The organism is Enterobacter sp. MGH 38 (genome assembly GCF_000492855.1).
In the GTDB taxonomy this organism is placed as follows: domain Bacteria; phylum Pseudomonadota; class Gammaproteobacteria; order Enterobacterales; family Enterobacteriaceae; genus Enterobacter; species Enterobacter hormaechei_C.
Genome location: NZ_KI535607.1, coordinates 534998 through 559341 on the forward strand (window position 1 = coordinate 534998; position 24344 = coordinate 559341).

At 58.4% G+C, this 24344-nt stretch carries 22 protein-coding genes; 13 read left to right on the plus strand and 9 right to left on the minus strand.

All coding sequences use genetic code 11. The annotated features are described in order from the left end of the window. Window positions 1-88: 88 nt before the first annotated feature. The 6 genes from lsrG to lsrA are packed head-to-tail and all read right to left on the minus strand — an operon-like array spanning window position 89 to window position 5774. A complete protein-coding gene (gene lsrG, locus L384_RS18350) occupies window positions 89-382 on the minus strand; it encodes a (4S)-4-hydroxy-5-phosphonooxypentane-2,3-dione isomerase (protein WP_003862606.1) in 294 nt (97 codons plus the stop codon). Beyond that, window positions 379-1266 (minus strand): 3-hydroxy-5-phosphonooxypentane-2,4-dione thiolase, encoded by an 888-nt coding sequence (gene lsrF / locus L384_RS18345; protein WP_023323766.1) that lies wholly within the window; start codon window positions 1264-1266, stop codon window positions 379-381. Before lsrF ends, lsrG begins: the two co-directional genes overlap by 4 nt. A gap of 11 nt (window positions 1267-1277) precedes the next feature. After that, window positions 1278-2279, minus strand: a complete 1002-nt coding sequence (gene lsrB, locus L384_RS18340) for an autoinducer 2 ABC transporter substrate-binding protein LsrB (RefSeq protein ID WP_003862610.1) — start codon at window positions 2277-2279, stop codon at window positions 1278-1280. 1 nt (window position 2280) lies between these two features. Next, window positions 2281-3258: an autoinducer 2 ABC transporter permease LsrD gene (lsrD, locus tag L384_RS18335; protein WP_023323767.1), complete on the minus strand. Its 978-nt coding sequence runs from the start codon at window positions 3256-3258 to the stop codon at window positions 2281-2283. After that, entirely contained in the window at window positions 3259-4290 is a 1032-nt protein-coding gene (lsrC, locus tag L384_RS18330; protein ID WP_023323768.1) for an autoinducer 2 ABC transporter permease LsrC, read from the minus strand. After that, a complete protein-coding gene (gene lsrA / locus L384_RS18325) occupies window positions 4287-5774 on the minus strand; it encodes an autoinducer 2 ABC transporter ATP-binding protein LsrA (RefSeq protein WP_023323769.1) in 1488 nt (495 codons plus the stop codon). The genes lsrC and lsrA overlap by 4 nt, the downstream gene beginning before the upstream one ends. A gap of 215 nt (window positions 5775-5989) precedes the next feature. Here lsrA and lsrR point away from each other — a divergent pair, with 215 nt between their 5' ends. The 3 genes from lsrR to L384_RS18310 all read left to right on the plus strand — a co-directional run bounded on the left by lsrR (window position 5990) and on the right by L384_RS18310 (window position 10777). Beyond that, window positions 5990-6961, plus strand: a complete 972-nt coding sequence (gene lsrR, locus L384_RS18320; protein ID WP_023295481.1) for a transcriptional regulator LsrR — start codon at window positions 5990-5992, stop codon at window positions 6959-6961. A gap of 32 nt (window positions 6962-6993) precedes the next feature. Then, window positions 6994-8589, plus strand: a complete 1596-nt coding sequence (gene lsrK, locus L384_RS18315; protein ID WP_023323770.1) for an autoinducer-2 kinase — start codon at window positions 6994-6996, stop codon at window positions 8587-8589. 166 nt (window positions 8590-8755) lie between these two features. Continuing rightward, window positions 8756-10777 (plus strand): NADPH-dependent 2,4-dienoyl-CoA reductase, encoded by a 2022-nt coding sequence (locus L384_RS18310; protein ID WP_023323771.1) that lies wholly within the window; start codon window positions 8756-8758, stop codon window positions 10775-10777. Here the strand turns inward: L384_RS18310 and rlmG are convergent. Then, window positions 10774-11910 carry a 23S rRNA (guanine(1835)-N(2))-methyltransferase RlmG gene (gene rlmG / locus L384_RS18305; RefSeq protein ID WP_003862620.1) on the minus strand — a complete coding sequence of 379 codons (1137 nt, stop codon included), beginning with the start codon at window positions 11908-11910 and terminating at the stop codon, window positions 10774-10776. The genes L384_RS18310 and rlmG overlap by 4 nt on opposite strands. An 83-nt stretch (window positions 11911-11993) precedes the next feature. Between rlmG and L384_RS18300 the strand changes: the two genes are divergently transcribed. From L384_RS18300 to sstT, 4 genes are all read left to right on the plus strand, one after another. Beyond that, the gene (locus tag L384_RS18300; protein ID WP_003862622.1) at window positions 11994-12497 is read left to right on the plus strand and encodes a YgjP-like metallopeptidase domain-containing protein; all 504 of its coding nucleotides are present in this window, start codon (window positions 11994-11996) and stop codon (window positions 12495-12497) included. 70 nt (window positions 12498-12567) lie between these two features. Continuing rightward, window positions 12568-13566 carry a Gfo/Idh/MocA family protein gene (locus L384_RS18295; protein WP_003862623.1) on the plus strand — a complete coding sequence of 333 codons (999 nt, stop codon included), beginning with the start codon at window positions 12568-12570 and terminating at the stop codon, window positions 13564-13566. 251 nt (window positions 13567-13817) lie between these two features. Next, window positions 13818-14783 carry a TerC family protein gene (locus L384_RS18290; protein ID WP_003862625.1) on the plus strand — a complete coding sequence of 322 codons (966 nt, stop codon included), beginning with the start codon at window positions 13818-13820 and terminating at the stop codon, window positions 14781-14783. A 274-nt stretch (window positions 14784-15057) separates the two neighbouring features. Continuing rightward, a complete protein-coding gene (gene sstT / locus L384_RS18285; RefSeq protein WP_003862628.1) occupies window positions 15058-16299 on the plus strand; it encodes a serine/threonine transporter SstT in 1242 nt (413 codons plus the stop codon). 139 nt (window positions 16300-16438) lie between these two features. Here sstT and L384_RS18280 read toward each other — a convergent pair whose 3' ends face one another. Both L384_RS18280 and uxaC read right to left on the minus strand, forming a co-directional pair. Further along, window positions 16439-17926 carry a UxaA family hydrolase gene (locus tag L384_RS18280; protein ID WP_015571940.1) on the minus strand — a complete coding sequence of 496 codons (1488 nt, stop codon included), beginning with the start codon at window positions 17924-17926 and terminating at the stop codon, window positions 16439-16441. A 17-nt stretch (window positions 17927-17943) separates the two neighbouring features. Further along, window positions 17944-19356, minus strand: a complete 1413-nt coding sequence (uxaC, locus tag L384_RS18275; protein WP_023323772.1) for a glucuronate isomerase — start codon at window positions 19354-19356, stop codon at window positions 17944-17946. 475 nt (window positions 19357-19831) lie between these two features. On the opposite strand from uxaC, the gene L384_RS18270 reads away from it, so the two are divergent. The 6 genes from L384_RS18270 (at window position 19832) to L384_RS18245 (ending at window position 24342) form a co-directional block, all read left to right on the plus strand. Further along, window positions 19832-21130, plus strand: coding sequence for an MFS transporter (locus L384_RS18270; RefSeq protein WP_003862634.1), 1299 nt, complete (start codon window positions 19832-19834; stop codon window positions 21128-21130). Window positions 21131-21327: 197 nt separating this feature from the next. Continuing rightward, window positions 21328-22104: a transcriptional regulator ExuR gene (gene exuR, locus L384_RS18265; protein ID WP_003862635.1), complete on the plus strand. Its 777-nt coding sequence runs from the start codon at window positions 21328-21330 to the stop codon at window positions 22102-22104. A 342-nt stretch (window positions 22105-22446) separates the two neighbouring features. Next, the gene (yqjA, locus tag L384_RS18260) at window positions 22447-23109 is read left to right on the plus strand and encodes a DedA family general envelope maintenance protein YqjA (RefSeq protein ID WP_003862638.1); all 663 of its coding nucleotides are present in this window, start codon (window positions 22447-22449) and stop codon (window positions 23107-23109) included. Between the two features lie 2 nt (window positions 23110-23111). Further along, window positions 23112-23495, plus strand: coding sequence for an EnvZ/OmpR regulon moderator MzrA (gene mzrA / locus L384_RS18255; protein ID WP_003862640.1), 384 nt, complete (start codon window positions 23112-23114; stop codon window positions 23493-23495). A 143-nt stretch (window positions 23496-23638) separates the two neighbouring features. Then, the gene (locus tag L384_RS18250) at window positions 23639-24007 is read left to right on the plus strand and encodes a DUF1090 domain-containing protein (protein ID WP_017382428.1); all 369 of its coding nucleotides are present in this window, start codon (window positions 23639-23641) and stop codon (window positions 24005-24007) included. Between the two features lie 29 nt (window positions 24008-24036). Further along, window positions 24037-24342 (plus strand): ElaB/YgaM/YqjD family protein, encoded by a 306-nt coding sequence (locus tag L384_RS18245; RefSeq protein ID WP_003862645.1) that lies wholly within the window; start codon window positions 24037-24039, stop codon window positions 24340-24342. The last annotated feature ends 2 nt before the right edge of the window (window positions 24343-24344 follow it).

Below are 24344 nucleotides of genomic sequence, written 5' to 3' on the forward strand. Positions count from 1 at the left end.
CCGGGTGGCGCTGCGCTTACCCGGCCTACAAAATCAACACCCCCCGTACCCGTAGGCCCGGTAAGCGCAGCGCCACCAGGCAAAACCGCTACTCCGGCAACAATCCGACAAAGCTGCGTTTTTTGCGCGGCTCCGACATCAGCTCCTCCAGCTTATCCACGCACGCGAGATAGTGCGGGGTTTGCTTATGCGCCAGCACCGCCTCTTCGTCTTTATAGGCTTCGTAGATAAAGAACCGGGTTTTCACCCGCGGGTCCTGCAATACGTCGAAGCGCAGGTTGCCCGGCTCCTTGATCGCCCCCTCGTGGTTGGCGCGAAATACCTCCAGAAACTCGTCCACCCGCTCGGGCTTGATGTTGATCTCCACCAGCGTCACGTTCATTTTGCTTCTCCCTGTTTCTCTTCCTGCCAGAACTGGAACGCATCGCGGGCATTCCAGTTCTCGTGAACCACTTTCTTCACCGCCTTCAGCATGGCGAGCGGCGCGCTGGACTGGAAGATATTCCGCCCCATGTCCACGCCGGACGCGCCCTGGTCAATCGCCCGCCAGCACATCTCCAGCGCCTCGTGCTCCGGCAGCTTTTTGCCCCCCGCGATAACGATCGGCACCGGGCAGCTGGCGGTCACTTTTTCAAAGCCCTCGTCCACGTAATAGGTTTTGACGAACTGCGCCCCCATTTCGGCGGCGATGCGGCTTGCCAGCGAAAAATACCGAGCGTCACGCGCCATCTCTTTCCCCACGCCCGTCACCGCCAGCGTCGGCATGCCGTAGCGCGCCCCTGCATCGACCAGCTTGATGATATTGTTGATCGACTGATGCTCAAACTCGCTTCCGATGTACACCTGCGCCGCCACCGCGCAGACGTTCAGGCGCAGCGCGTCTTCCATCGCCACCGCCACGCACTCGTTAGACAGCTCGCCCAGAATCGTGTTACCGCCGGAGGCGCGCAGCACCACCGGTTTGTTCGTCGCGGCAGGTACCTGGCTCCTGAGGATGCCGCGGGTGCACATCAGCACGTCGGTTTCGCCAAACAGCGGCGCGATGGTGAGATCGATACGCTCAAGGCCGGTGGTCGGTCCCTGAAAGTAACCGTGGTCAAAGGCCAGCATCACCGTGCGGTTGCTCTGCGGGTTGAAAATGCGCGAAAGCCTCGACTGCATACCCCAGTCCAGCGAGCCGCAGCCCTTCAGGGTGTACGGCACATTCTGCTGCGGCGTACCGATGCCAAAATCCTTGCCGTCTTTGATGTCGTCTAAATCAGCCATTTGCTCCCCCGTCAGAAATCGTATTTGCTGATGTTCTCTTTGGTGAACACCACGCGCTCCGGCAGCAGCACGATGCCGTTGCCCTTCGCCTCATACTGGTAGCCCTGCACGCTGTTCGGCTCGACCTTCAGCGTCCCGATATTTTTCACGTCTACGCTGTCGCCGACGTTAAGATCGCCTTTTTTCAGCAAACGATCGGCGACATTGACCGCAATTTTGCCCTGTTGCACCACATCCCACAGGCCGAAGGCTTTCACCGTGCCGCGCTCAACGTACGGGCGCATCACATTCGGCGTGCTGAAGCCGACAATCGCCACCCCTTCCCGTTTCAGGTTTTCTGCCGCCTGTGCCGCGGCTGGCAGGGCGTTGGCGTCCGGGGCGATGATCGCATCCAGATCCGGATAAGCCTTTAAGATCCCTTCGGCGGTTTGCAACGATTTGGTGGCGTCGTTATAGCCAAACTGGGTGGTGACGACCTGCCACTGAGGATGATCTTTCTCGATTTTGGCCTTCGCCTCTTTCACCCACTGGTTCTGGTCGGTGACGGTCGGGCTGGAGTAGAAGAACGCCACTTTCGCGTTCGGTTTGGTGACCTGCTTGCCCGCCATCTCCACCAGCAGGCCGCCCAGCTGTTCCGGCGTCCCCTGATTGATGTAGATGCTGCGGCACTCCGGTTTGGTGTCGGAATCCCAGGTCAGGACCTTGACGCCGCGCTGCATCGCGCGCTTCAGCGCCGGGCAGAGACCGTCCGGTGACACGGCAGAGACGATGATGGCGTTATAGCCCTGGTTGACGAAGTTATTGATGAGCTGCACCTGACCGGAGACGCTCGGCTCGGTCGGGCCGTCGTAGGTCACGTCCACGCCAAGATCTTTCCCCGCCTCTTTCGCGCCGTTGCCGCCGCTGGTGAAGAATCCCACGCCTACCAGTTTCGGGATAAAGGCAATGCGGTCCGCCGCCTGCGCCGAAGCGAAGCTGAGGGCCATTGCCAGGACGAGCAGTTTTGTTTTCATCTTACGCTCCGGATAGTTTTCTGAAGAGAGATCGCACCCATTCGCGGTGCAGACTCAGCGAACGCCCCATTACCACCACAACCAGTAGCGCCCCCGACAGCGCGCTCGACACCTGGTTGGGGATGCCGACCATCTGTAATCCCTGCTGGAGATACCCCACCAGCAGCGCCGCCAGCGCCGTACCGACAACAGAACCTGACCCGCCGTAGATATTTGCCCCGCCGAGTACGGCGGCGGTGAGCGCGGGCATCAGCAAATCGCGCCCCAGATCCGAACGCGCAGAGCCGAAATAGGAGACCATCACCAGCGCGGCCACCGCCGACGCCACGCCGACCAGACCGTACAGCGCGTAGGGCATGCCGTTCACCGACAGCGCCGCATAGCGCGCCGCGCGCGGATTCTGGCCGATTAAAAACAGATGGCGGCCAAAGCGCCCGCGATGGGTAATCAGCCAGAAGAAGGCGGTAATCACCGCGAACAGCACCAGCGGGATCGGCAGCCCCAGCATCGTGAGGTTAGCGAAGGCGGTAAAGCTGTCCGGGAAGCCGCCGATGCCCTCGTAGCCCGTCGCCCCCGCCATGCCGGAGAGCAGCAGCGCGCCGCCGCCGTAGAGGTAGAGCGTGCCGAGGGTAATGACTAAAGGGCTAATGCCGGTGTAGTGGATCAGCGCCGCATTCACCAGCCCACACAGCAGGCCAAGCAGCAGCGTCAGCGGAACGGCGATCGTCATGGGCCACCCCGCCTGCATCATCACCCCCAGCGCGATGGCGCACAGGCCGATGGTTGAGCCGAGGGAGATGTCGATCCCGCCGCTGATAATTACAAGCGTAAGCGGCAGCGCCACGATGCCAATGCAGATAAAGTCGCTGGTGCTGAACAGCAGCATGTTGATATCAAGCATGCGCGGGTTGATGGCGCCGAAGAGCAGGATCTCCAGCACCAGTAAAATCAGCAGCGCGCTTTCCCAGTTAAGCCTCATTTACGCCACCTCTTTTTTGCGTTTGGGAAACGGGGTAACGTGCTTTCCCCCTTTGTTACCGGGCTGGAAACGGCTGTATTTCAGCGCCCGCTGATGCCGCGCCAGTGCCTGACGCAGACGCCCGTCGAGCACCAGCACGCCCAGCAGCACCAGCCCGGCGATAAAGTCGTTCCACCACGCCGGGAGCCTGAACAGCACCAGCACGGTATCGATTTGGGTGAGGAAGAACGCGCCGAGGAACGCACCGACCAGCGTGCCGGTGCCGCCCAGCAGCGAGATGCCCCCCAGCACGCAGGCAGCGATGGCTTTCATCTCCAGCCCGCTGCCGGTCTGGTTGGGCACGAAGCCTATCTGCGCGGCAAAGACGATCCCGGCGCAGGCCGCCAGCAGGCCGTTCAGGGTAAAGGCGATCATGCGGGTGCGGTTCACCGCCACGCCCAGCTGGCGCGCGGCGGTGAGGTTATCCCCCACGGCGTAAAAATTACGTCCAAAGGCGGTGCGCGACAGCGTCCACGCGCCGGTGGCCGCGATAATCAACACCAGCATGCCGAGCGGCGAAATGCCGACGTCGGCAGGCTCAGAGAGGGATTTCAGCCCCGGCGGCAGCCCTTCTATCCACTTCCCGCCGGTCCAGAGCAGCATCGCCCCGCGATAAAGCCCCAGCGTGCCGAGGGTGGCGACAATCGCCGGAATGCGCAGGCCCACCACCAGAAAACCGTTGAACGCCCCGGCCAGCGCGCCGATCGACAGCGTGAAGAGAATGGAAACGGGCAGGCTGTAGCCGCTGTTAAGCGCCACGCCGACGGCAATGGCGGACAACCCGACCGTGGAGCCGACGGAGACGTCAATATTGCGGGTCAGCATCACCAGCGCCGCGCCGATAGCCAGCAGGATCAGGATCTGCGAGCTGGCGAAGATCATCCCCAGCGTCTGTAAGCTCAGGTACGACGGGTTCAGCGCCACCAGCACGGCGAACAGCGCCAGAATGGCGAGAAACGCGCTCAGCTCGCGGTTTTTCAGTAAGATCTTCATGATTGCCCTCCAAACGCCAGCGCCATCATCCGGTCGAGGCTGACGGCGTGGCGCGGCAGCTCGCCGCTGAGCACGCCCTGATGCATTACCAGCACCCGATCCGCGAGGCCGGGAAACTCATCGAGATCGCTTGAGATCATCAGCACCGCCACGTTCTGCGCCGCCACGCTTTTGATAAGCTGGTAGATATCGGCGCGTGCCGAGACGTCCACGCCGCGCGTCGGTTCATCGACGATCAGCAATAACGGGTTGGCTTCCAGACAGCGTGCCAGCAGCACCTTCTGCTGGTTGCCGCCGGAGAGCGTGCGCACGGTTTGATCCGCATGGTTGAGCTTGATCCCCAGCGCCCGGTGATAGCGTTCCACTACCGCAGACTCCCGCTTTCGCTGCTGCCAGAGCGACGGCTCGTTCAGCGCCACGGTGTTCCAGCGGATCGGCGCGTCGAGAAACAGGCCGGATACCTGCCTGTCTTCCGGCAGATAAACCAGCCCTTTTTCCAGACGTGAACCCACCGGTTCGGTGGTGATCTCCTGGTTCTCCAGCCACACCCGCCCGCCGCGTACGGGACGCAGGCCGTAGAGCGTTTCGGCAAACTCGGTGCGCCCGGAGCCTACCAACCCGGCCAGGCCGACGATCTCCCCGGCGTAGATCTCAAGGCTGAGATCGATAAACCCTTCCCCGGTAAGATCCTCCACCCGCAGCACGGGAAAATCCTGCGCCTGGGTGCGGCGGTTGCCCGGCAGCGCCAGCCACAGCTTTTGCGTATCGCTCAGGGAGGTCTCCCGGCTTACTGGCGTCATGGCGGCGATCAGGGCGTTATCGTCAAACTGCGCGGTTTCGCCGCTGAGCACCACGGCGCCGTCGCGCATCACCGAGACGTGACTCGCCAGCTGCCGAATCTCCGGCAGCTTATGCGAGATAAAAACAATCCCGACGCCAAGATCCTGCAAGGCGCGGATCTGGCGAAACAGCCGTTCGGTTTCACCGGGCGTCAGCGAGGCCGTGGGTTCATCGAGGATCAGAATTCTGGCGTTGCGCATCAGCCCGCGCAGGATCTCCACCATCTGCTGATCCGCCACTTCCAGGGTGCTGGCGGCGGCGTCGAGGTTCAGCCGGCACTGCAGCTGCTCAAGTTTCTCCTCCAGCCGCTTTTCCAGGCCGCGCTCGCGCGGCAGGCGGAACAGGATGTTTTCCCGCACCGTCAGGTTGGGAAACAGCAGCGGCTCCTGCGGCACCAGATAAATGCCTAACCTGTGCGCCTGAGCCGGGGTAAGCCGTGTAAAAGACTCACCCGCCACCGAAAGTTCACCGCTATCCGGGGTTTCTACCCCGGCGATGATCTTCATCAGAGTCGATTTTCCCGCGCCGTTACCGCCCATCAGCGCATGCACCTGCCCCGCAAGCAGCGTGAAATCAATGCCTTTTAAGACCGGTACGCCTGAAAACTGCTTGCTGATATCACGCGCGTCGAGAAGTGGTGTCATCATCGCTCCGCTATTGAACAAATGATTTTTAGATTTAATAATGTTCAAAAGCGTAGACGGTGAACTATATTTACAACCGTGCAGGGATCACAATTTTATCGATTGAGATTTAGATAAACCGCAATCGATCGAAATGATCCGTTTTGTCGCGTGGCTCACATTTTCACGTCGCGCCATCACGAACATATGATCTAAATTTTTATAAGAGTTCAATTATGAGCGATAAACGCACTGCGGAAGAAGGACGGTTTGCCGGGCTGGCACTGGCGGAAGAGGAGCTGGTGGCGCGCGTGGCCTGGTGCTACTACCACGACGGGCTGACCCAGAACGACATCGGCGAACGGCTCGGGCTGCCGCGATTAAAAATCTCCCGCCTGCTGGAGAAAGGCCGTCAGTCCGGGGTGATCCGCGTGCAGATCAACTCCCGCTACGAGGGCTGCCTGGCGCTGGAAACCGAGCTACAGCAGCGCTTTGGCCTGAAGCTGGTGCGCGTGATGCCTGCCCTGAATACCCCGCCGATGAACGTGCGGCTGGGCATTGGCGCGGCGCAGTCGCTGATGGGCGTGCTGGAGCCCGGCCAGCTGTTAGCGGTGGGCTTCGGTGAAACCACCATGAGCAGTCTGCAACACTTAAGCGGCTTTATCAGCTCGCAACAGATCCGCCTGGTGACGCTCTCCGGCGGCGTCGGGCCGTATATGACCGGTATCGGCCAGCTGGATGCAGCCTGTAGCGTCAGCATGATCCCCGCCCCGCTTCGCGTGTCATCCGCTGAAGTCGCCGGGATCTTAAAGCGCGAAACCAGCGTGCGGGACGTGATCCTCGCCGCCACCGCCGCTGACGTGGCGGTGGTCGGGATTGGCTCGGTAAACCAGCGCCGCGACGCGACGATCCTGCGCTCCGGCTATATCAGCGAAGGTGAACAGCTGATGTACGCCCGTAAAGGCGCGGTGGGCGATATCCTCGGCTATTTCCTCAATGCCGAAGGGGAATGCGTCGAGGAGCTGGAGATCCACAAAGAATTACTGGGCGTCACGCTCGATGAACTGGCGCAGCTGCCCACCATTGTCGGCGTGGCCGGAGGGGAAGAGAAAGCCGATGCGATTTATGCCGCACTGAAAGGTCGCCGTATTAATGGCCTGGTGACGGAAGAGACGACAGCCCGCGCGGTGCTGGCTCTGGCCGGATAAGAGCAGCCCTGCGCTAACAGCGAGGCAAGCTCATGAGTTACCTTTTAGCGTTAGATGCAGGGACAGGCAGCGTTCGCGCCGTGATTTTCGATTTACAGGGCAACCAGATTGCCGTTGGCCAGGCCGAGTGGAAGCACCTGAGCGTGGAGAACGTGCCGGGGTCGATGGAGTTCGATCTCGACACCAACTGGCGGCTGGCCTGCCGGTGTATTCAGCAGGCGCTGGAGCGCGCACGGCTTAGCGCGGCGGATATTCAGTCCGTCGCCTGCTGCTCGATGCGCGAAGGGATTGTGCTGTACGACCGCAACGGCGAGGCTATCTGGGCCTGCGCCAACGTCGACGCCCGCGCCAGCCGCGAGGTGGCTGAACTCAAAGAGATCCACGACTACCGGTTTGAATCCGAAGTGTATGAGGTCTCCGGCCAGACGCTGGCGCTGAGCGCCATGCCGCGCCTGCTGTGGCTGGCGCACCACCGTCCGGATATTTACCGCAAGGCTGCGACTATCACCATGATCAGCGACTGGCTGGCGGCGAAGCTCTCCGGCGAGCTGGCGGTCGACCCGTCCAATGCGGGCACCACCGGTATGCTGGATCTCTTCTCCCGCGACTGGCGTCCGGCGCTGCTCGACATGGCCGGGCTGCGCGCCGATATCCTTTCCCCGGTGAAAGAGACCGGCACCGTGCTGGGCGCGATAACCAGACAGGCCGCGCAGCAGTGCGGCCTGCGTGAAGGCACGCCGGTGGTGATGGGCGGCGGCGACGTGCAGCTGGGCTGTCTGGGGCTGGGCGTGGTCCGCGCCGGACAAACGGCGGTGCTGGGCGGCACCTTCTGGCAGCAGGTGGTTAACCTGCCGCAGGTGCGCACCGATCCTGAGATGAACATCCGCGTAAACCCGCACGTCATCCCCGGCATGGCACAGGCGGAGTCGATCAGCTTCTTTACCGGGCTAACCATGCGCTGGTTCCGCGACGCCTTTTGCGCCGAGGAAAAGCTGATTGCCGAGCGGATGGGGATGGACACCTATTCCCTGCTGGAAGAGATGGCGAGCCGCGTCCCGGCGGGCTCCCACGGCGTAATGCCAATCTTCTCCGACGCGATGCATTTTAAGCAGTGGTATCACGCCGCGCCGTCGTTTATTAACCTCTCCATCGACCCGGAAAAGTGCAACAAAGCGACGCTGTTCCGCGCCCTGGAAGAGAACGCGGCGATCGTCTCGGCCTGCAACCTGGCGCAGATTTCGCGCTTCTCCGGCGTGACGTTTGAGAGTCTGGTGTTTGCGGGCGGCGGGGCCAAAGGCGCCCTGTGGAGTCAGATTTTAAGCGACGTTACCGGCCTGCCGGTGCGCGTGCCGGAAGTTAAAGAGGCAACGGCGCTCGGCTGTGCCCTTGCCGCAGGAGCTGGCGCGGGGCTGTTTGCGGATATGGCTTCGACGGGCGAGCGGCTGGTGAAGTGGAGCCGCGAGTTCACGCCAAACCCGCAGCACCGGGAACTGTACGACGGCATGATGCAGAAATGGCAGGCGGTGTACGCCGACCAGCTCGGGCTGGTGGACAGCGGGCTGACCACGTCGATGTGGCAGGCGCCGGGGCTGGTGCGGGCATCCCCCTCACCCCGGCCCTCTCCCTAAGGGAGAGGGAGATTAAGTCCCCTCTCCCTTAGGGAGAGGGCATCAGGCCACACCAATATTTGAATCCCATCACATTCACCGCATTCCCCTTTTCCCTTTTACTCCCCGCTGGCTAAATTAGTAACTCATCCGACCACATAACAATAATTTTACACTGGAAGAGACTATGAGCCGCTACCCGTCGTTATTCGCCCCTCTCGATCTGGGGTTCACCACCCTCAAAAACCGCGTGCTAATGGGCTCAATGCACACCGGGCTGGAGGAGCGTCCGGACGGGGCTGAACGTCTGGCAGCCTTCTATGCCGAACGCGCGCGCCACGGAGTGGCGCTGATTGTCACCGGCGGCGTAGCCCCTGCCCCTTCCGGGGTGACGATGGAGGGCGGCGCGGTGTTGAATGATGCGTCACAACTGTCGCACCACCGCATTGTGACCGACGCGGTCCACCGCGAGGGCGGCAAAATCGCCCTGCAAATTCTGCATACCGGGCGCTACAGCTATCAACCGAACCTGGTTGCCCCCTCGGCTATTCAGGCGCCGATTAACCGCTTTACTCCTCACGCCCTTAGCCACGACGAGATCCTGGCGCTGATCGACGATTTTGCCCGCTGCGCCGCGCTGGCAAGGGAAGCAGGCTACGACGGCGTGGAGGTGATGGGCTCTGAAGGCTATCTGATTAACGAATTTCTCGCCGCACGCACCAACCAGCGCGACGACGAATGGGGTGGCGACTATGCCCGCCGCATGCGTTTTGCCGTGGAGGTGGTGCGCGCGGTGCGTGAACGTGCGGGTGCGGATTTTATTATCATCTTCCGCCTGTCGATGCTCGACCTGGTGGAAGGCGGCGGCACCTTCGACGAAACCGTGCAGCTGGCGCAGGCAATTGAAGCCGCCGGTGCCACCATTATCAACACCGGGATTGGCTGGCACGAAGCGCGCATCCCCACCATCGCCACGCCGGTGCCGCGTGCGGCGTTCAGCTGGGTAACGCGCAAGCTGAAAGGCAAAGTCTCCGTTCCGCTGGTAACAACGAACCGCATTAACGACCCGCAGGTGGCGGACGATGTGATCTCCCGCGGCGACGCCGATATGGTCTCGATGGCGCGTCCGTTCCTCGCGGATGCCGAACTGCTCTCCAAAGCGCAAAGCGGTCGTGCGGATGAGATCAACACCTGCATCGGCTGTAACCAGGCGTGTCTGGACCAGATCTTCGTCGGCAAAGTCACCTCCTGCCTCGTTAACCCCCGCGCCTGCCATGAAACCAAAATGCCGGTGGTTACGACGGTCAATAAAAAACGCCTGGCCGTGGTGGGCGCTGGCCCGGCGGGCCTGGCGTTTGCGGTCAATGCCGCCTCGCGCGGGCACGGCGTGACGCTGTTTGATGCGCAGGGGGAGATTGGCGGGCAGTTTAATATCGCCAAACAGATCCCCGGCAAAGAGGAGTTCTACGAAACGCTGCGCTACTACCGCCGGATGATCGAGCTGACGGGCGTCGAGCTGCGGCTTAATCAGTTTGTCAGCGCGGCGGATCTGATCGGTTTCGACGAGGTGATCCTCGCGAGTGGGATCGCCCCGCGCACCCCTGCGATCGAGGGTATCGATCATCCGAAGGTATTGAGCTATCTGGACGTGCTGCGCGACAAAGCGCCGGTTGGCGAGAAGGTGGCGATTATCGGCTGCGGCGGGATCGGTTTTGATACCGCGATGTATTTAAGCCAGCCGGGCGAAGCCACCAGCCAGAACATCGCTGAGTTCTGCGTGGAATGGGGCATTGATACCAGTCTCAGTCAGTCCGGCGGTTTACGCCCGGAAGGGCCGCAGCTGCCGAAAAGCCCGCGTCAGATCGTGATGCTCCAGCGTAAGGCCAGCAAGCCGGGTGAAGGGCTGGGCAAAACCACTGGCTGGATCCACCGCGCCACCCTGCTCTCGCGCGGGGTGAAGATGATCCCGGCGGTGAGCTACCAGAAGATCGACGACGACGGGCTGCATGTGCTGATCGGTAGTGAACCGCAGCTGCTGCGCGTGGATCATGTGATTTTGTGCGCCGGACAGGAGCCAAAGCGCGATCTGGCCGATCCGCTGCGCGAAGCGGGTAAAACGGTGCATTTGATCGGCGGGTGCGACGTGGCGATGGAGCTGGATGCGCGGCGGGCGATTGCGCAGGGCACCCAGCTTGCACTGGTTATTTAGCGACGACGCCCCAGCTTCACCGATTTCAGCACCACGAATTTGTTATTGGTGGCAATGGTGACGCAGTTGCCGAAAATCTTCTTCAGCTTGTGGAAGTAGTCCAGGTGGCGGTTCGCCACGATGTACAGCTCGCCGTTGATTTTCAGGCAGCGGCGCGCGTGGTGGAACATCTCCCACGCGACGTTATCCGTCAGGGCGTGCTTCTGGTGGAACGGCGGGTTACAGAATACCGCGTTGAAGCGGAAAGGCTCTACGCCCGACAGCGCGTTATTGATCATAAACTCGCAGCGATCCAGCGCTTCAGGCAGGTTAGTTTCCACGTTCAGACGGCTGGAGGCCACCGCCATTGGCGATTCGTCGCTGAACACCACGCTGGCCTCCGGGTTCTTCGCCAGCAGCGTCAGGCCAATCACGCCATTGCCGCAGCCCAGGTCGACAATCTCACCCTCAAGATTTTCCGGCAGATGTTCCATAAAGAAACGCGCCCCGATATCCAGACCGGTACGGGAAAAGACGTTCGCGTGGTTGTGGATGGTCCAGTCGGTACCTTCCAGTTTCCAGCTCAGCGTTTCTGGCGCGTCGGCCAGCGCCGGTGCGCTGAAGGTGCAGTTGATCAGGCGTGCTTTTTTCCAGGCAAGCGTCGTGGTGGTCGGGCCGAGGACCTTCTCGAACAGCTCCAGCGTCGAGGTGTGAATATCACGCGCTTTGGCACCCGCGATAATGCGGGTTTCTGGCGTGACGACTTTACGCAGCGCGCGCAGTTGCTGCTCCAGCAGCGCCATGGTTTTTGGCACCTTAATCAGCACCACGCCCGGCGCCTGCGGGTAGTCCGCGGTGCTGTCGAGGAACTTCACGCTGGACTCTTCGATGTCGTTATGGCGCAGGTTTTCACGCGTCGCCAGTTCGCTTAAGTAAGAATCGCCGATACTGTAAGGCGCATGTTCCGCCAGCGCGCAGGCCAGCGCGCCAAACGCGTCATTCAGGATCAGAACCGGGCCGCTGATTTCAGTCTCATCCAACTGTTGCAGCAGATATTCATCCGCCGCTTCCCACGCCTGAAGCGGGTTCACGTCGTCCGTTTCCGGGAAACGTTTAAGGTTGAGTGAACGGAAACCGTTGTCTAAGTGGCTCATCGGCCCTCCTGAATGGTAAAATTTGGCGTATCCCTGAAAAGGGTGCGTGAGTATACCCGTTTTCACACTATTTTGGGGTTTTGATGAACCAGCTGACTTATCTCCAGGGCTATCCGGAGCATTTACTTTCCCAGGTTCGTGACCTGATTGCCGCGGGAAAGCTCGGTGCGGTGCTGGAAAAACGCTACCCGGGCACGCATGATTTCGCGACTGACAAAGCCCTCTGGCAGTATACGCAGGATCTGAAAAACCAGTATCTTAAGAGCGCCCCGCCGATCAACAAGGTGATGTACGACAATAAGATCCATGTGCTGAAAAACGCGCTCGGCCTGCATACCGCCATCTCCCGCGTGCAGGGCGGCAAGCTGAAGGCTAAAGCGGAGATCCGCGTCGCGACCGTCTTTCGCAATGCGCCGGAAGCCTTTCTGCGGATGATCGTGGTGCACGAGCTGGCGCACCTGAAAGAGAAAGAGCACGACAAAGCCTTCTATTCCCTGTGCTGCCACATGGAGCCACAGTACCACCAGCTGGAGTTTGATACCCGTTTGTGGCTGACGCATTTATCGTTAAAGAGTAATGCGCAGTAGCGCACGCGAAATGTCATGATGACGTGCTACAGTGGTTTTAAGTTCCCTGCTACGGAGTACGTAAACGTTTATGATACGTTTCGCAGTCATCGGTACGAACTGGATCACGCGCCAGTTCGTCGACGCCGCCCACGAAACCGGCAAATATAAGCTCACCGCAGTCTATTCCCGCAGCCTTGAGCAGGCGCAGAGTTTTGCGAATGACTACCTGGTTGAACATCTGTTCACCTCGCTCGATGAGATGGCGCAAAGCGACGCCATTGACGCGGTCTATATTGCCAGCCCGAATTCTCTGCATTTCCCGCAAACGAAGCTGTTCCTCAGCCACAAAAAACACGTGATTTGCGAGAAGCCGCTGGCCTCGAATATTGAGGAAGTGGAAGCCGCCATTGCGCTTGCCCGGGAAAACCAGGTGGTGCTGTTTGAAGCGTTCAAAACCGCCAGCCTGCCGAACTTCCTGCTGTTGCAGCAGTCCCTGCCGAAAATTGGCAAAGTGCGTAAAGCCTTTATCAACTACTGCCAGTATTCCTCGCGCTACCAGCGCTACCTGGACGGCGAAAACCCGAACACCTTTAACCCGGCCTTCTCGAATGGCTCGATTATGGATATCGGTTTTTACTGCCTGGCCTCTGCGGTCGCCCTGTGGGGTGAACCGCACGGCGTAACGGCCACCGCCAGCCTGCTGGAGAGCGGCGTGGATGCACATGGCGTTGTGGTGCTGGACTACGGTGATTTCAGCGTGACGTTGCAGCACTCGAAGGTCAGTGACTCCGTACTGCCAAGCGAAATTCAGGGCGAAGACGGCTCGCTGGTGATCGAAAAAATCTCCGAATGCCAGAAGCTAAGCATCGTTCCCCGCGGCGGCAAAGCGCAGGAGCTGACGCAGCCTCAGCATATTAACACTATGCTCTATGAGGCAGAGGTCTTCGCCCGTCTGGTAGAAGACAACGAAGTGAACCACCCGGGGCTGGCAATCAGCCGCACCACGGCGAAGCTGCAAACGGAGATCCGCCGACAGACTGGCGTGATTTTCCCCGCAGACGGCGTGAATGTGGAAGCCGTCGCGTAAAGCTGTGTAATGAAATCGTGCAGACCATTGACGAAACCGATGGTCTGACATAATTTGTTACCTGCAAAGGGGAGTAACTTCTTCGCCGGTGGATCGTCATTACGATGCGTGCAAAACCGCATCCGGTCGCCGGGCAACCTTCGAGGTTGTAAGTGAGACCTTGCCGGAAGGCGAGGTCTATGCATAAAAAGCTAACGGCTATCGTCTTCTGACCATAGCCGTTTTTGTTTTTTATGTGTAAGGAAAATAGTATGCATTCTGTCGGCACTCCAATGCTGTGGGGCGGATTCGCGGTTGTCGTGCTCATCATGCTGGCGATCGACCTCTTTTTGCAGGGTCGTCGCGGCGAACACGGCATGAGCGTCAAGCAAGCCGCCGTCTGGTCGCTGGTATGGGTTACCCTCTCACTTCTTTTCTGCGCCGCCTTCTGGTGGTATCTGGCCTCAACCGAAGGCCGCGCGGTGGCCGATCCTCAGGCACTCGCCTTCCTCACCGGCTATCTGATTGAAAAAGCACTGGCGGTTGATAACGTCTTCGTCTGGCTGATGCTGTTCAGTTACTTCGCCGTGCCTGCGGCTCTGCAACGCCGCGTGCTGGTGTACGGCGTTCTGGGCGCTATTGTCCTGCGTACCATCATGATCTTCGCCGGCAGCTGGCTGATTACCCAGTTCGAATGGCTGTTGTATGTATTTGGTGCGTTCCTGCTGTTCACCGGGGTCAAAATGGCGCTGGCGAAAGAAGACGATACCGGTATCGGTGATAAGCCGCTGGTGAAGTGGTTCCGGGGTCATCTGCGCATGACGGACAAGATCGAGAGCGAGCATTTCTTCGTGCGTAAGAACGGCCTGCTGTTCGCCACCCCGCTGCTGCTGGTGCTGATTCTGGTCGAGCTGAGCGACGTGATTTTCGCGGTGGACAGTATCCCGGCTATCTTCGCAGTTACCACCGACCCGTTCATCGTTCTGACCTCGAATCTGTTCGCCATCCTCGGCCTGCGTGCGATGTACTTCCTGCTGGCAGGCGCGGCAGAGCGCTTCTCAATGCTGAAGTACGGCCTGTCGGTGATTCTGGTGTTTATCGGTATCAAGATGCTGATCGTCGATTTCTACCATATCCCGATCGCCATTTCGCTCGGCGTGGTGTTTGGCATTCTGCTGGTGACGCTGATTATCAATACCTGGGTTAACCGCCAGCACGATAAGAAGCAGCAGGTTTAGTGCAACGTTCGGTGCGGGCTGATGCCCTCACCCCAACCCTCTCCCACAGGGAGAGGGGGAAATGCAATGCAGGCCGGGTAAGCGTAGCGCTACCCGGCGCTTTCGTTAACCAATAGTTAAAAAACATGACGCAACACGTAAAATCCAGCATTTTACGCTTCCCTCCTTTCACGTATTCCCTATACTCGACCAGGCAAACATTTACTTACATCCGGAAATAAATGTGACTTAGAGCACATCCAGGATGGAACGCAATTTCACTCAGGAATAACGTATGAGCACACAATCACGCGGTCTGTTCGCGCGCCTGGCGCAGGGCAGTCTTGTAAAACAAATTCTGGTCGGGTTGGTACTGGGTATTCTGCTGGCCATGGTGTCGAAACCTGCCGCGGAGGCCACGGGACTGCTCGGGACGCTGTTTGTGGGCGCCCTGAAGGCCGTCGCCCCGGTACTGGTGCTGATGCTGGTGATGGCGTCGATTGCCAACCACCAGCACGGACAAAAAACCAACATTCGCCCTATTCTGTTCCTGTATCTGCTGGGAACCTTCTCTGCTGCCTTAACGGCCGTTGTGTTTAGCTTCCTGTTCCCGTCTACGCTGCACCTGACCAGCGCGGCCGGTGATATCACCCCGCCGTCCGGGATTGTGGAAGTCCTTCGCGGCCTGCTGATGAGCATGGTCTCTAACCCCATCACCGCACTGATGAGCGGAAACTACATTGGCATCCTGGTCTGGGCGATTGGTCTGGGCTTCGCGCTGCGTCATGGCAACGAGACCACGAAAAACCTGGTCAACGATTTGTCCAATGCCGTGACTTTCATGGTGAAGCTGGTGATTCGCTTTGCACCAGTCGGTATCTTTGGTCTGGTTTCTTCGACGCTGGCCACTACCGGTTTCGACGCACTGTGGGGCTACGCGCAGCTGCTGGTCGTCCTGGTCGGCTGTATGCTGCTGGTGGCGCTGGTGATCAACCCGCTGCTGGTGTTCTGGCAGATCCGCCGCAACCCGTATCCGCTGGTGCTGACTTGCCTGCGCGAGAGCGGCGTGTATGCCTTCTTTACCCGCAGCTCGGCGGCAAACATTCCGGTCAACATGGCGCTGGCGGAGAAGCTGAACCTGGATCGCGATACCTATTCCGTGTCGATCCCGCTGGGTGCGACCGTGAACATGGCGGGTGCGGCGATCACCATCACCGTGCTGACCCTGGCGGCAGTGCATACGCTGGGTATTCCGGTGGATCTGCCAACCGCGCTGCTGCTGAGCGTCGTTGCATCACTGTGTGCCTGTGGCGCATCCGGCGTGGCGGGCGGATCGCTGCTGCTGATCCCGCTGGCCTGTAACATGTTCGGTATCCCGAACGAGATTGCCATGCAGGTTGTCGCGGTCGGCTTCATTATCGGCGTATTGCAGGATTCCTGCGAGACTGCGCTGAACTCCTCTACCGACGTGCTGTTTACCGCCGCAGCCTGTCAGGCGGAAGATGCGCGTTTAGCGAAGAACGCCCTGCGCAGTTAAAAAGAAAAGCCCGGTGGCGGCTACGCCTTACCGGGCCTACAAGGTAAATGCAAAACGGCAACATGTGTTGCCGTTTTTAGTGTTTGCACCCTCTCCCTGTGGGAGAGGGCCGGGGTGAGGGCACCAGCCCGCACCCGACTTAAAGCGTCACACCACTCTTAAAGATCGCCAGCTCGCGGAAGTCGTTCTTCTCGTTGCAGGTCTGCCTGCCGCTGGCAAACTCCACAATCGTGTCCACGAATTCGCTCAGCAGCTGCGGCATCGCTTTGCCGTGGATCAGCTGGCCCGCGTCAAAGTCGATCCAGTGCTTTTTCTTCGCCGCCAGTTCGCTGTTAGTGGCGATTTTCACCGTTGGCACAAATCCGCCGTACGGCGTACCGCGTCCGGTACTGAACAGCACCATATGGCAGCCGGCTCCCGCCAGCGCGCTGGTGGCGACCGCATCGTTACCGGGCGCGCTCAGCAGGTTCAGACCGTGCGTTTTCAGGCGCTCGCCGTAGCGCAGAACGTCAACCACCTGGCTCGCGCCCGCTTTCTGGGTGCAGCCGAGGGATTTCTCCTCCAGCGTGGTGATTCCGCCCGCCTTGTTCCCCGGCGACGGGTTCTCGTAAATCGGCTGATTGTGGGCAATGAAGTACTGTTTGAAGTCGTTCACCATGGTGACGGTCTTCTCAAACGTCTCTTCGTCGCGACAGTGGCTCATCAGAATGCGCTCTGCGCCGAACATCTCCGGCACTTCGGTCAGCACCGTGGTGCCGCCGTTGGCAATCACGTAATCCGAGAAGCGGCCCAGCATCGGGTTAGCGGTAATGCCGGAAAGCCCGTCAGACCCGCCGCACTCCAGGCCAAACTTCAGTTCGCTCAGCTTGCCCGGCTCGCGCTTGTCGTGACGCATCACCTCGTACAGCTGGTGCAGTTGTTCAACGCCCGCTTCCACTTCGTCGTCCTGGTGCTGACACACCATAAAGTGCACGCGCTCAGGATCGAACTCGCCCAGCGTATCGCGGAAGGCGTCAACCTGATTGTTTTCACAGCCGAGGCCAATCACCAGCACCGCCCCCGCGTTCGGGTGGCGCACCATATTTTGCAGCATGGTGCGGGTATTGATGTGGTCGTCGCCCAGCTGGGAACAACCATAGGTGTGGCTGAACAGATGCACGCCGTCGGTGCCTTCAGCATTGTTAGTCTCTTTCAGGAAACGCGTCTGAATTTGACGCGCGATCCCGTTCACGCAGCCGACGGTCGGGAGGATCCACAGTTCATTGCGGATCCCCACCTCGCCGCTGGCGCGGCGGTAGATCTGCACCTCACGATCGGCCGCCTGTCCTTCTTCTGCCTGGAAGTCAGGTTGATAGCTGTACTCGTCCAGATCGCTGAGATTGGTGCGGGTATTGTGGGAATGAATGTATTCACCCGGCGCAATATCCGCCAGCGCATGACCGATGGGCAAACCGTACTTCACCACGTTCTCCCCTTTCGCGATGGGGATCAGGGCAAACTTATGTCCACGTCCAATGGCCTGGCGTAACGTCACCGACTGGTTGTCGAAGGTCACTTCCGTCCCTTCGGCTAAATCGGCCAGCGCGACGGCAACGTTATCCAGCGAATGGATTTTGATGTATTGCATATCAACCTCAAACGGCCTTAGTTCAGTTCAATGGCGAAGTAGTCACGCGCATTGTTAAAGCAGATGTTTCTCACCATTTCGCCCAGCAGCTGGATATCCGCTGGCGCTTCGCCCGCGTGCACCCAGCGGCCAATCATCTGGCACAGAATGCGGCGGAAATATTCATGGCGGGTATAGGAGAGGAAACTGCGGCTGTCGGTCAGCATGCCAACGAAGCGGCTCAACAGGCCGAGCTGCGCCAGCTGCGTCATCTGACGCTCCATGCCGTCTTTCTGATCGTTAAACCACCAGCCGGAACCGAACTGCATCTTGCCCGGCATCCCTTCGCCCTGGAAGTTGCCGATCATGGTGCCCAGCACTTCGTTATCGCGTGGGTTCAGGCAGTAAAGGATGGTTTTTGGCAGCAGGTTTTGCTCGTTCTGTTTGCTCAGCAGTTTTGACAGCTCTTCCGCCATCGGACGGTCGTTGATGGAGTCAAAGCCCACGTCCGCGCCCAGCAGTTTGAACTGACGCTGGTTGTTATTACGCAGCGCGCCGATGTGATACTGCTGAACCCAGCCGCGGCGGGCATATTCCGCACCGAGGAATACCAGTACCGCCGTTTTAAACTGCGCCACTTCGTGCTCACTCAGGGCTTCGCCGGAGAGACGACGCGCCAGAATGCTGTCCAGCTCAGCTTCGCTGGATTCCGCGAACAGCACTACGTCCAGCGCGTGGTCAGACACTTTACAGCCGTGTGCGGCAAAGTGATCCAGACGTTTGGTCAGCGCGGTTTGCAGATCGCCAAAGCGACGGATATCGGTGTCAGACACTTCCGCCAGCTTCGCCATGTAGTCGTTAAAGGTCGGCAGCTCGATGTTGAAGGCTTTATCCGGGCGCCAGCTTGGCAGCACTTTGATGTCAAACGTGCTGTCCTTCGCGACAACCGCGTGGTGCTCCAGAGAGTCGACAGGATCGTCGGTGGTGCCCACCATCTTCACGTTCATCTGCTTCATGATGCCGCGCGCCGAGAAGCTATCCTGCGCCAGCAGGTCGTTGCACTGATCCCAGATTTCATCCGCCGTGGCGGGAGAGAGCAGCTTGCCGGTGATACCAAACGGACGACGCAGTTCGAGGTGCGTCCAGTGGTATAACGGGTTACCGATGGTGTGGGGAACAGTAGCGGCCCAGGCGTCAAACTTCTCGCGATCGGTCGCGTCGCCGGTACACAGGCGCTCGGCCACGCCGTTGGTGCGCATTGCGCGCCACTTATAGTGGTCACCCTTCAGCCAGATATCATACAGGTTTTTGAAACGGTAATTTTCGGCAACCTGCTGCGGCGGTAAATGGCAGTGGTAGTCGAAAATCGGCTGGTCTTTTGCGTAGTCGTGGTACAGGCGGCGAGCAAATTCGGTATCTAACAGAAAATCGTCGGTCATAAACGGTGTCATTATCGTCTTCCTCATTACGGGAGCGTCAGAAAGCTTATGTTCAGATGCTGCAAAGTTATCACACCAATTTCCAGAGTCCGACGTTTTTTTCGTGAGTTAGATCAATAAACGTCGACAAATAAATTACCCTCAAAGGGGTAAACCCTCTCTCAGGCCGCGCCAGTTCTGGCTTTGCGCGTGCCGCATAATGTCCCTACAAAGATTCACACTTTTGTGATGTCACTCACCTTTTAAAGTTGTATGACAAGTTATCTTTTCGCCGTCGCAAACTATAAGCCGACGGAATGCATTACCGGTGTTTGATACATCGGATTTAACGGTACGGAAGCCGACTTAGCACGATTACTAATGGCAAGGTTCGGGCCGTTCCGGGACAGGTTCCCGGTTACGCCCCTCCCGTTACAGAACAGCTCCCGGCAACGGTTGAGTTGTTGCCGTGTCCCGACACGGAAATAACATAACGATGAGGTTTTACATGCGTAAAATTAAAGGGTTACGTTGGTACATGATCGCACTGGTGACGCTCGGCACCGTGCTGGGCTACCTGACACGTAACACCGTGGCAGCAGCGGCGCCAACGTTGATGGAAGAGTTACATATCTCCACGCAGCAATACTCTTACATCATTGCGGCTTACTCTGCCGCTTACACCGTAATGCAGCCTGTTGCAGGTTATGTTCTTGATATTCTGGGTACAAAAATTGGTTATGCCTTCTTCGCTGTAGCCTGGGCCGTCTTCTGTGGGGCGACCGCGCTGGCCGGCAGCTGGGGCGGACTGGCGCTGGCGCGTGGTGCGGTAGGTGCTGCCGAAGCGGCGATGATCCCCGCGGGTCTGAAAGCCAGCTCTGAATGGTTCCCGGCAAAAGAGCGTTCTATCGCTGTCGGTTACTTCAACGTGGGCTCCTCCATCGGGGCGATGATTGCTCCGCCACTGGTGGTGTGGGCGATTGTGATGCACAGCTGGCAGATGGCGTTCATCATCTCCGGTGTGCTGAGCTTTGCCTGGGCCATGGCGTGGCTGATTTTCTATAAACACCCGCGCGACCAGAAAAAGCTGTCTGACGAAGAACGTGACTACATTATTAATGGTCAGGAATCCCAGCATCAGACCGACAACGGCAAAAAGATGTCCGTCTGGCAGATCCTGGGCACCCGTCAGTTCTGGGGTATCGCCCTGCCACGCTTCCTGGCAGAACCGGCCTGGGGTACGTTTAACGCCTGGATCCCACTGTTCATGTTTAAAGTTTACGGCTTTAACCTGAAAGAGATCGCGATGTTCGCCTGGATGCCAATGCTGTTTGCAGACCTGGGCTGTATCGTCGGCGGCTACCTGCCACCGCTGTTCCAGCGCTGGTTTGGCGTGAACCTGATTGTGTCCCGTAAGATGGTGGTCACTATGGGCGCCCTGCTGATGATCGGCCCGGGTATGATCGGCCTGTTCACCAGCCCTTACGTGGCTATCGCCCTGCTGTGTATCGGGGGCTTTGCTCACCAGTCTCTGTCCGGTGCGCTGATTACGCTCTCGTCCGACGTGTTTGGTCGTAACGAAGTCGCCACCGCCAACGGCCTGACCGGGATGGCCGCCTGGACCGCAAGTACCCTGTTTGCGCTGGTGGTCGGCGCGCTGGCGGATACGATTGGTTTCAGCCCACTGTTCGCGGTACTGGCTGTCTTCGACCTGTTGGGTGCGGTGGTTATCTGGACGGTGCTGAAAAGCAAATCCGCAGATGAACTTGCGAAAGAGTCCCTCGGGGGACCGGCGACGCAAAGTTAGCGTTGTTGTGCCGGGTGGCGGCTCCGCCTTACCCGGCCTACAAAATCCAATAAAATAGTAGGTCGGGTAAGCGTAGCGCCACCCGGCAAGAACGACGCAAAAGCCGCCTCCGGGCGGCTTTTTTGATGGCGAAATCTGGAGACTGGCACGCAAAAGTGGTATAACAAATCATTCGCCGTACCCTGCCTGGAGCGCATATGGAAATCACCGAATCACGTCGTTTATATCAACAACTTGCCGCCGAGCTGAAAGATCGCATCGAGCAAGGGGTCTATCTTGTCGGTGATAAACTTCCCGCTGAGCGTTTCATTGCGGATGAAAAAAGCGTCAGCCGCACGGTGGTCCGCGAAGCCATCATCATGCTGGAAGTGGAAGGGTATGTTGAGGTACGCAAAGGTTCCGGCATTCATGTGATTTCCAGCCAGGCGAAACACTCCCCCACCCCGGACGAAAGTCTGGAGTTTGCCAGCTACGGTCCGTTTGAGCTTCTCCAGGCTCGCCAGCTGATTGAAAGCAACATTGCGGAATTTGCTGCGACGCAGGTGACCAAGCAGGACATCATGAAGCTGATGGAAATCCAGGATCACGCGCGTAAAGAAAAATGTTTCCGCGATTCTGAATGGGACCTGCAATTCCACGTCCAGGTCGCCCTTGCGACTCAGAACACGGCGCTGGCGGCAATCGTTGAAAAAATGTGGACTCAGCGCGTTCACAACCCGTACTGGAAGAAATTGCACGATCATATTGATTCCCGCACGGTAGATAACTGGTGTGACGATCACGACCAGATTCTTAAGGCCCTGATTCGTAAAGATCCGCATGCGGCGAAACTGGCAATGTGGCAGCATCTGGAGAACACCAAACAGATGCTGTTTAATGAAACAAGTGATGACTTTGAATTTAACGCTGACCGCTATCTTTTTGCCGATAATCCGGTCGTTCACCTCGATACCGCGACCAATCTCGCAAAATAACGCCCCGAACTGCTGGCAGGCGCACCGCCGCGCCTTCCGGCCAGACAGGGTAAGAAAACCTCTATAGTGTCAGCCTTTGTAAAATTTCTCGCTCCCCTCCGTGGCTTACGCCAAAATCGTGTTTCCCCTCAAATTCTGTGACGCAGAACGTCGGGCTTTGTTACAATTGGATTCACTTCGTTATTTTGTAAGTTAGTGCTTGCTAACCAGCCAATTAACAGGGAACAGTGTTGGCCACACATCAATGTGTCCGCGAGCGACCATAATGAAATCATAACAATGTCGCCGTGCTGTATTTCCCGAATTACAGGCGTGACGTTAACCGATTTCCAGGAACACTGAATGGAACTTTTGACCCAACTACTGAACGCCCTCTGGGCTCAGGATTTCGAAACGCTGGCCAACCCGTCCATGATTGGCATGCTCTACTTTGTATTATTTATGATCCTGTTCCTTGAGAACGGTCTGCTGCCTGCTGCCTTTTTACCGGGCGACAGCCTGCTGGTGCTGGTCGGGGTGCTTTGTGCAAAAGGGGCGATGGCTTTCCCGCAAACGGTCCTGCTTTTAACCATTGCCGCCAGCCTGGGCTGCTGGGTGAGTTACATTCAGGGGCGATGGCTGGGTAACACGCGAATCGTTCAGAACTGGCTTTCGCACCTTCCGGCCCATTACCACCAGCGAGCGCACCACCTTTTCCATAAGCATGGGCTTTCCGCCTTGCTGATTGGCCGCTTTATCGCATTCGTACGCACCCTACTGCCCACCATTGCGGGCCTGTCCGGCCTGAGCAGCACGCGCTTCCAGTTCTTTAACTGGATGAGCGGCTTGCTGTGGGTGCTGATCCTGACCACGCTCGGCTACGCGCTGGGTAAAACGCCGGTCTTTATGAAATACGAAGACCAACTGATGTCTTGCCTGATGCTGCTGCCCGTCGTTCTGCTGGTGTTTGGCCTGGTCGGGTCCCTGGTCGTACTGTGGAAGAAGAAATACGGGGCCAGGGGTTAACGATGGTTATCTCCCCGCTCGCGCTGCGCCGCTTCTCTTACGCCATCGTCGCGCTGATGATGTTCAGCGCTCTTATCCTGCTGTGGTCTGCGCTACAGCATCAGGAGTCGACGCTGGCTATCCGTCCTGTGAGCCAGGGAACCAGCGTGCCGGATGGTTTTTCCATCTGGCATCATCTCGACGCAAACGGGATTCGCTTTAAGAGCATCACGCCGCAAGACGATGTGCTGCTGATAAAATTTGACTCCAGTGCGCAAAGCGCCGCGGCGAAAGCCGTGCTGGACCGCACGCTGCCGCAGGGTTACATCATTGCGCAACAGGATGATGACAGCCACGTCGCCTCCTGGATGTCACGGTTACGCGACACGTCGCATCGATTTGGTTAACGACTAATATTCCGAATATTTTCACCTACTTTGGTGAAACTCCCGTTTACTTACTATGCTTAAGTACGCGGAGCACCCCTCAGATGTTCTCCGCTTAGTTCTGGAACACGGCTTACGCCGTAACACAATGGAAGGTTTCTATAATGAAATACCGCATCACCCTGGCTCTGGCCCTTTTTTCTTTAAGCACAGCTTCCTTCGCTATGTCTCTTTGTCAGGAGAAAGAACAGGATATCCAACGCGAAATCAGTTATGCCGAAAAGCATAACAATCAGCACCGGATCGACGGACTGAAAAAAGCGTTGAGCGAAGTGAAAGACAACTGTACGGACAGCAAGCTGCGTGCCGATCATCAGGAAAAAATCGCTGAACAGAAGGACGAGATAGCCGAGCGCCGTCAAGACCTGCAAGAAGCGAAAGAGAAAGGTGATGCGGAAAAAATTGCCAAGCGCGAGAGGAAGTTGCAAGAGGCGCAGGACGAACTGAAAGCGCTGGAAGCTCGCGATTATTGAGTTAACGGAAATCTCAACAGGAGAGAATCATGTCAAAAGATACAACTTCAGAAAATCTGCGCGCTGAACTGAAATCCCTGGCGGACACCCTGGAAGAGGTGCTGAACTCTTCTGCCGATAAATCGAAAGAAGAAGTCAGCAAACTGCGCAGCAAAGCGGAGCAGGCACTGAAAGAGAGCCGTTACCGTCTGGGTGAAACCGGTGATGCGCTGGCGAAACAGACCCGCGAAGCGGCTGCGCGCGCAGACGAATATGTACGTGATAATCCATGGACGGGTGTGGGTATTGGCGCCGCAGTGGGTGTGGTGCTGGGTGTCCTGCTGACGCGTCGTTGATT

What these genes read in the sequence shown, in the direction of transcription:
- lsrG (WP_003862606.1), bottom strand. Translation starts at nt 382, where the DNA reads ATGAACGTGACGCTGGTGGAGATCAACATCAAGCCCGAGCGGGTGGAC.
- lsrF (WP_023323766.1), bottom strand. Translation starts at nt 1,266, where the DNA reads ATGGCTGATTTAGACGACATCAAAGACGGCAAGGATTTTGGCATCGGT.
- lsrB (WP_003862610.1), bottom strand. Translation starts at nt 2,279, where the DNA reads ATGAAAACAAAACTGCTCGTCCTGGCAATGGCCCTCAGCTTCGCTTCG.
- lsrD (WP_023323767.1), bottom strand. Translation starts at nt 3,258, where the DNA reads ATGAGGCTTAACTGGGAAAGCGCGCTGCTGATTTTACTGGTGCTGGAG.
- lsrC (WP_023323768.1), bottom strand. Translation starts at nt 4,290, where the DNA reads ATGAAGATCTTACTGAAAAACCGCGAGCTGAGCGCGTTTCTCGCCATT.
- lsrA (WP_023323769.1), bottom strand. Translation starts at nt 5,774, where the DNA reads ATGACACCACTTCTCGACGCGCGTGATATCAGCAAGCAGTTTTCAGGC.
- lsrR (WP_023295481.1), top strand. Translation starts at nt 5,990, where the DNA reads ATGAGCGATAAACGCACTGCGGAAGAAGGACGGTTTGCCGGGCTGGCA.
- lsrK (WP_023323770.1), top strand. Translation starts at nt 6,994, where the DNA reads ATGAGTTACCTTTTAGCGTTAGATGCAGGGACAGGCAGCGTTCGCGCC.
- L384_RS18310 (WP_023323771.1), top strand. Translation starts at nt 8,756, where the DNA reads ATGAGCCGCTACCCGTCGTTATTCGCCCCTCTCGATCTGGGGTTCACC.
- rlmG (WP_003862620.1), bottom strand. Translation starts at nt 11,910, where the DNA reads ATGAGCCACTTAGACAACGGTTTCCGTTCACTCAACCTTAAACGTTTC.
- L384_RS18300 (WP_003862622.1), top strand. Translation starts at nt 11,994, where the DNA reads ATGAACCAGCTGACTTATCTCCAGGGCTATCCGGAGCATTTACTTTCC.
- L384_RS18295 (WP_003862623.1), top strand. Translation starts at nt 12,568, where the DNA reads ATGATACGTTTCGCAGTCATCGGTACGAACTGGATCACGCGCCAGTTC.
- L384_RS18290 (WP_003862625.1), top strand. Translation starts at nt 13,818, where the DNA reads ATGCATTCTGTCGGCACTCCAATGCTGTGGGGCGGATTCGCGGTTGTC.
- sstT (WP_003862628.1), top strand. Translation starts at nt 15,058, where the DNA reads ATGAGCACACAATCACGCGGTCTGTTCGCGCGCCTGGCGCAGGGCAGT.
- L384_RS18280 (WP_015571940.1), bottom strand. Translation starts at nt 17,926, where the DNA reads ATGCAATACATCAAAATCCATTCGCTGGATAACGTTGCCGTCGCGCTG.
- uxaC (WP_023323772.1), bottom strand. Translation starts at nt 19,356, where the DNA reads ATGACACCGTTTATGACCGACGATTTTCTGTTAGATACCGAATTTGCT.
- L384_RS18270 (WP_003862634.1), top strand. Translation starts at nt 19,832, where the DNA reads ATGCGTAAAATTAAAGGGTTACGTTGGTACATGATCGCACTGGTGACG.
- exuR (WP_003862635.1), top strand. Translation starts at nt 21,328, where the DNA reads ATGGAAATCACCGAATCACGTCGTTTATATCAACAACTTGCCGCCGAG.
- yqjA (WP_003862638.1), top strand. Translation starts at nt 22,447, where the DNA reads ATGGAACTTTTGACCCAACTACTGAACGCCCTCTGGGCTCAGGATTTC.
- mzrA (WP_003862640.1), top strand. Translation starts at nt 23,112, where the DNA reads ATGGTTATCTCCCCGCTCGCGCTGCGCCGCTTCTCTTACGCCATCGTC.
- L384_RS18250 (WP_017382428.1), top strand. Translation starts at nt 23,639, where the DNA reads ATGAAATACCGCATCACCCTGGCTCTGGCCCTTTTTTCTTTAAGCACA.
- L384_RS18245 (WP_003862645.1), top strand. Translation starts at nt 24,037, where the DNA reads ATGTCAAAAGATACAACTTCAGAAAATCTGCGCGCTGAACTGAAATCC.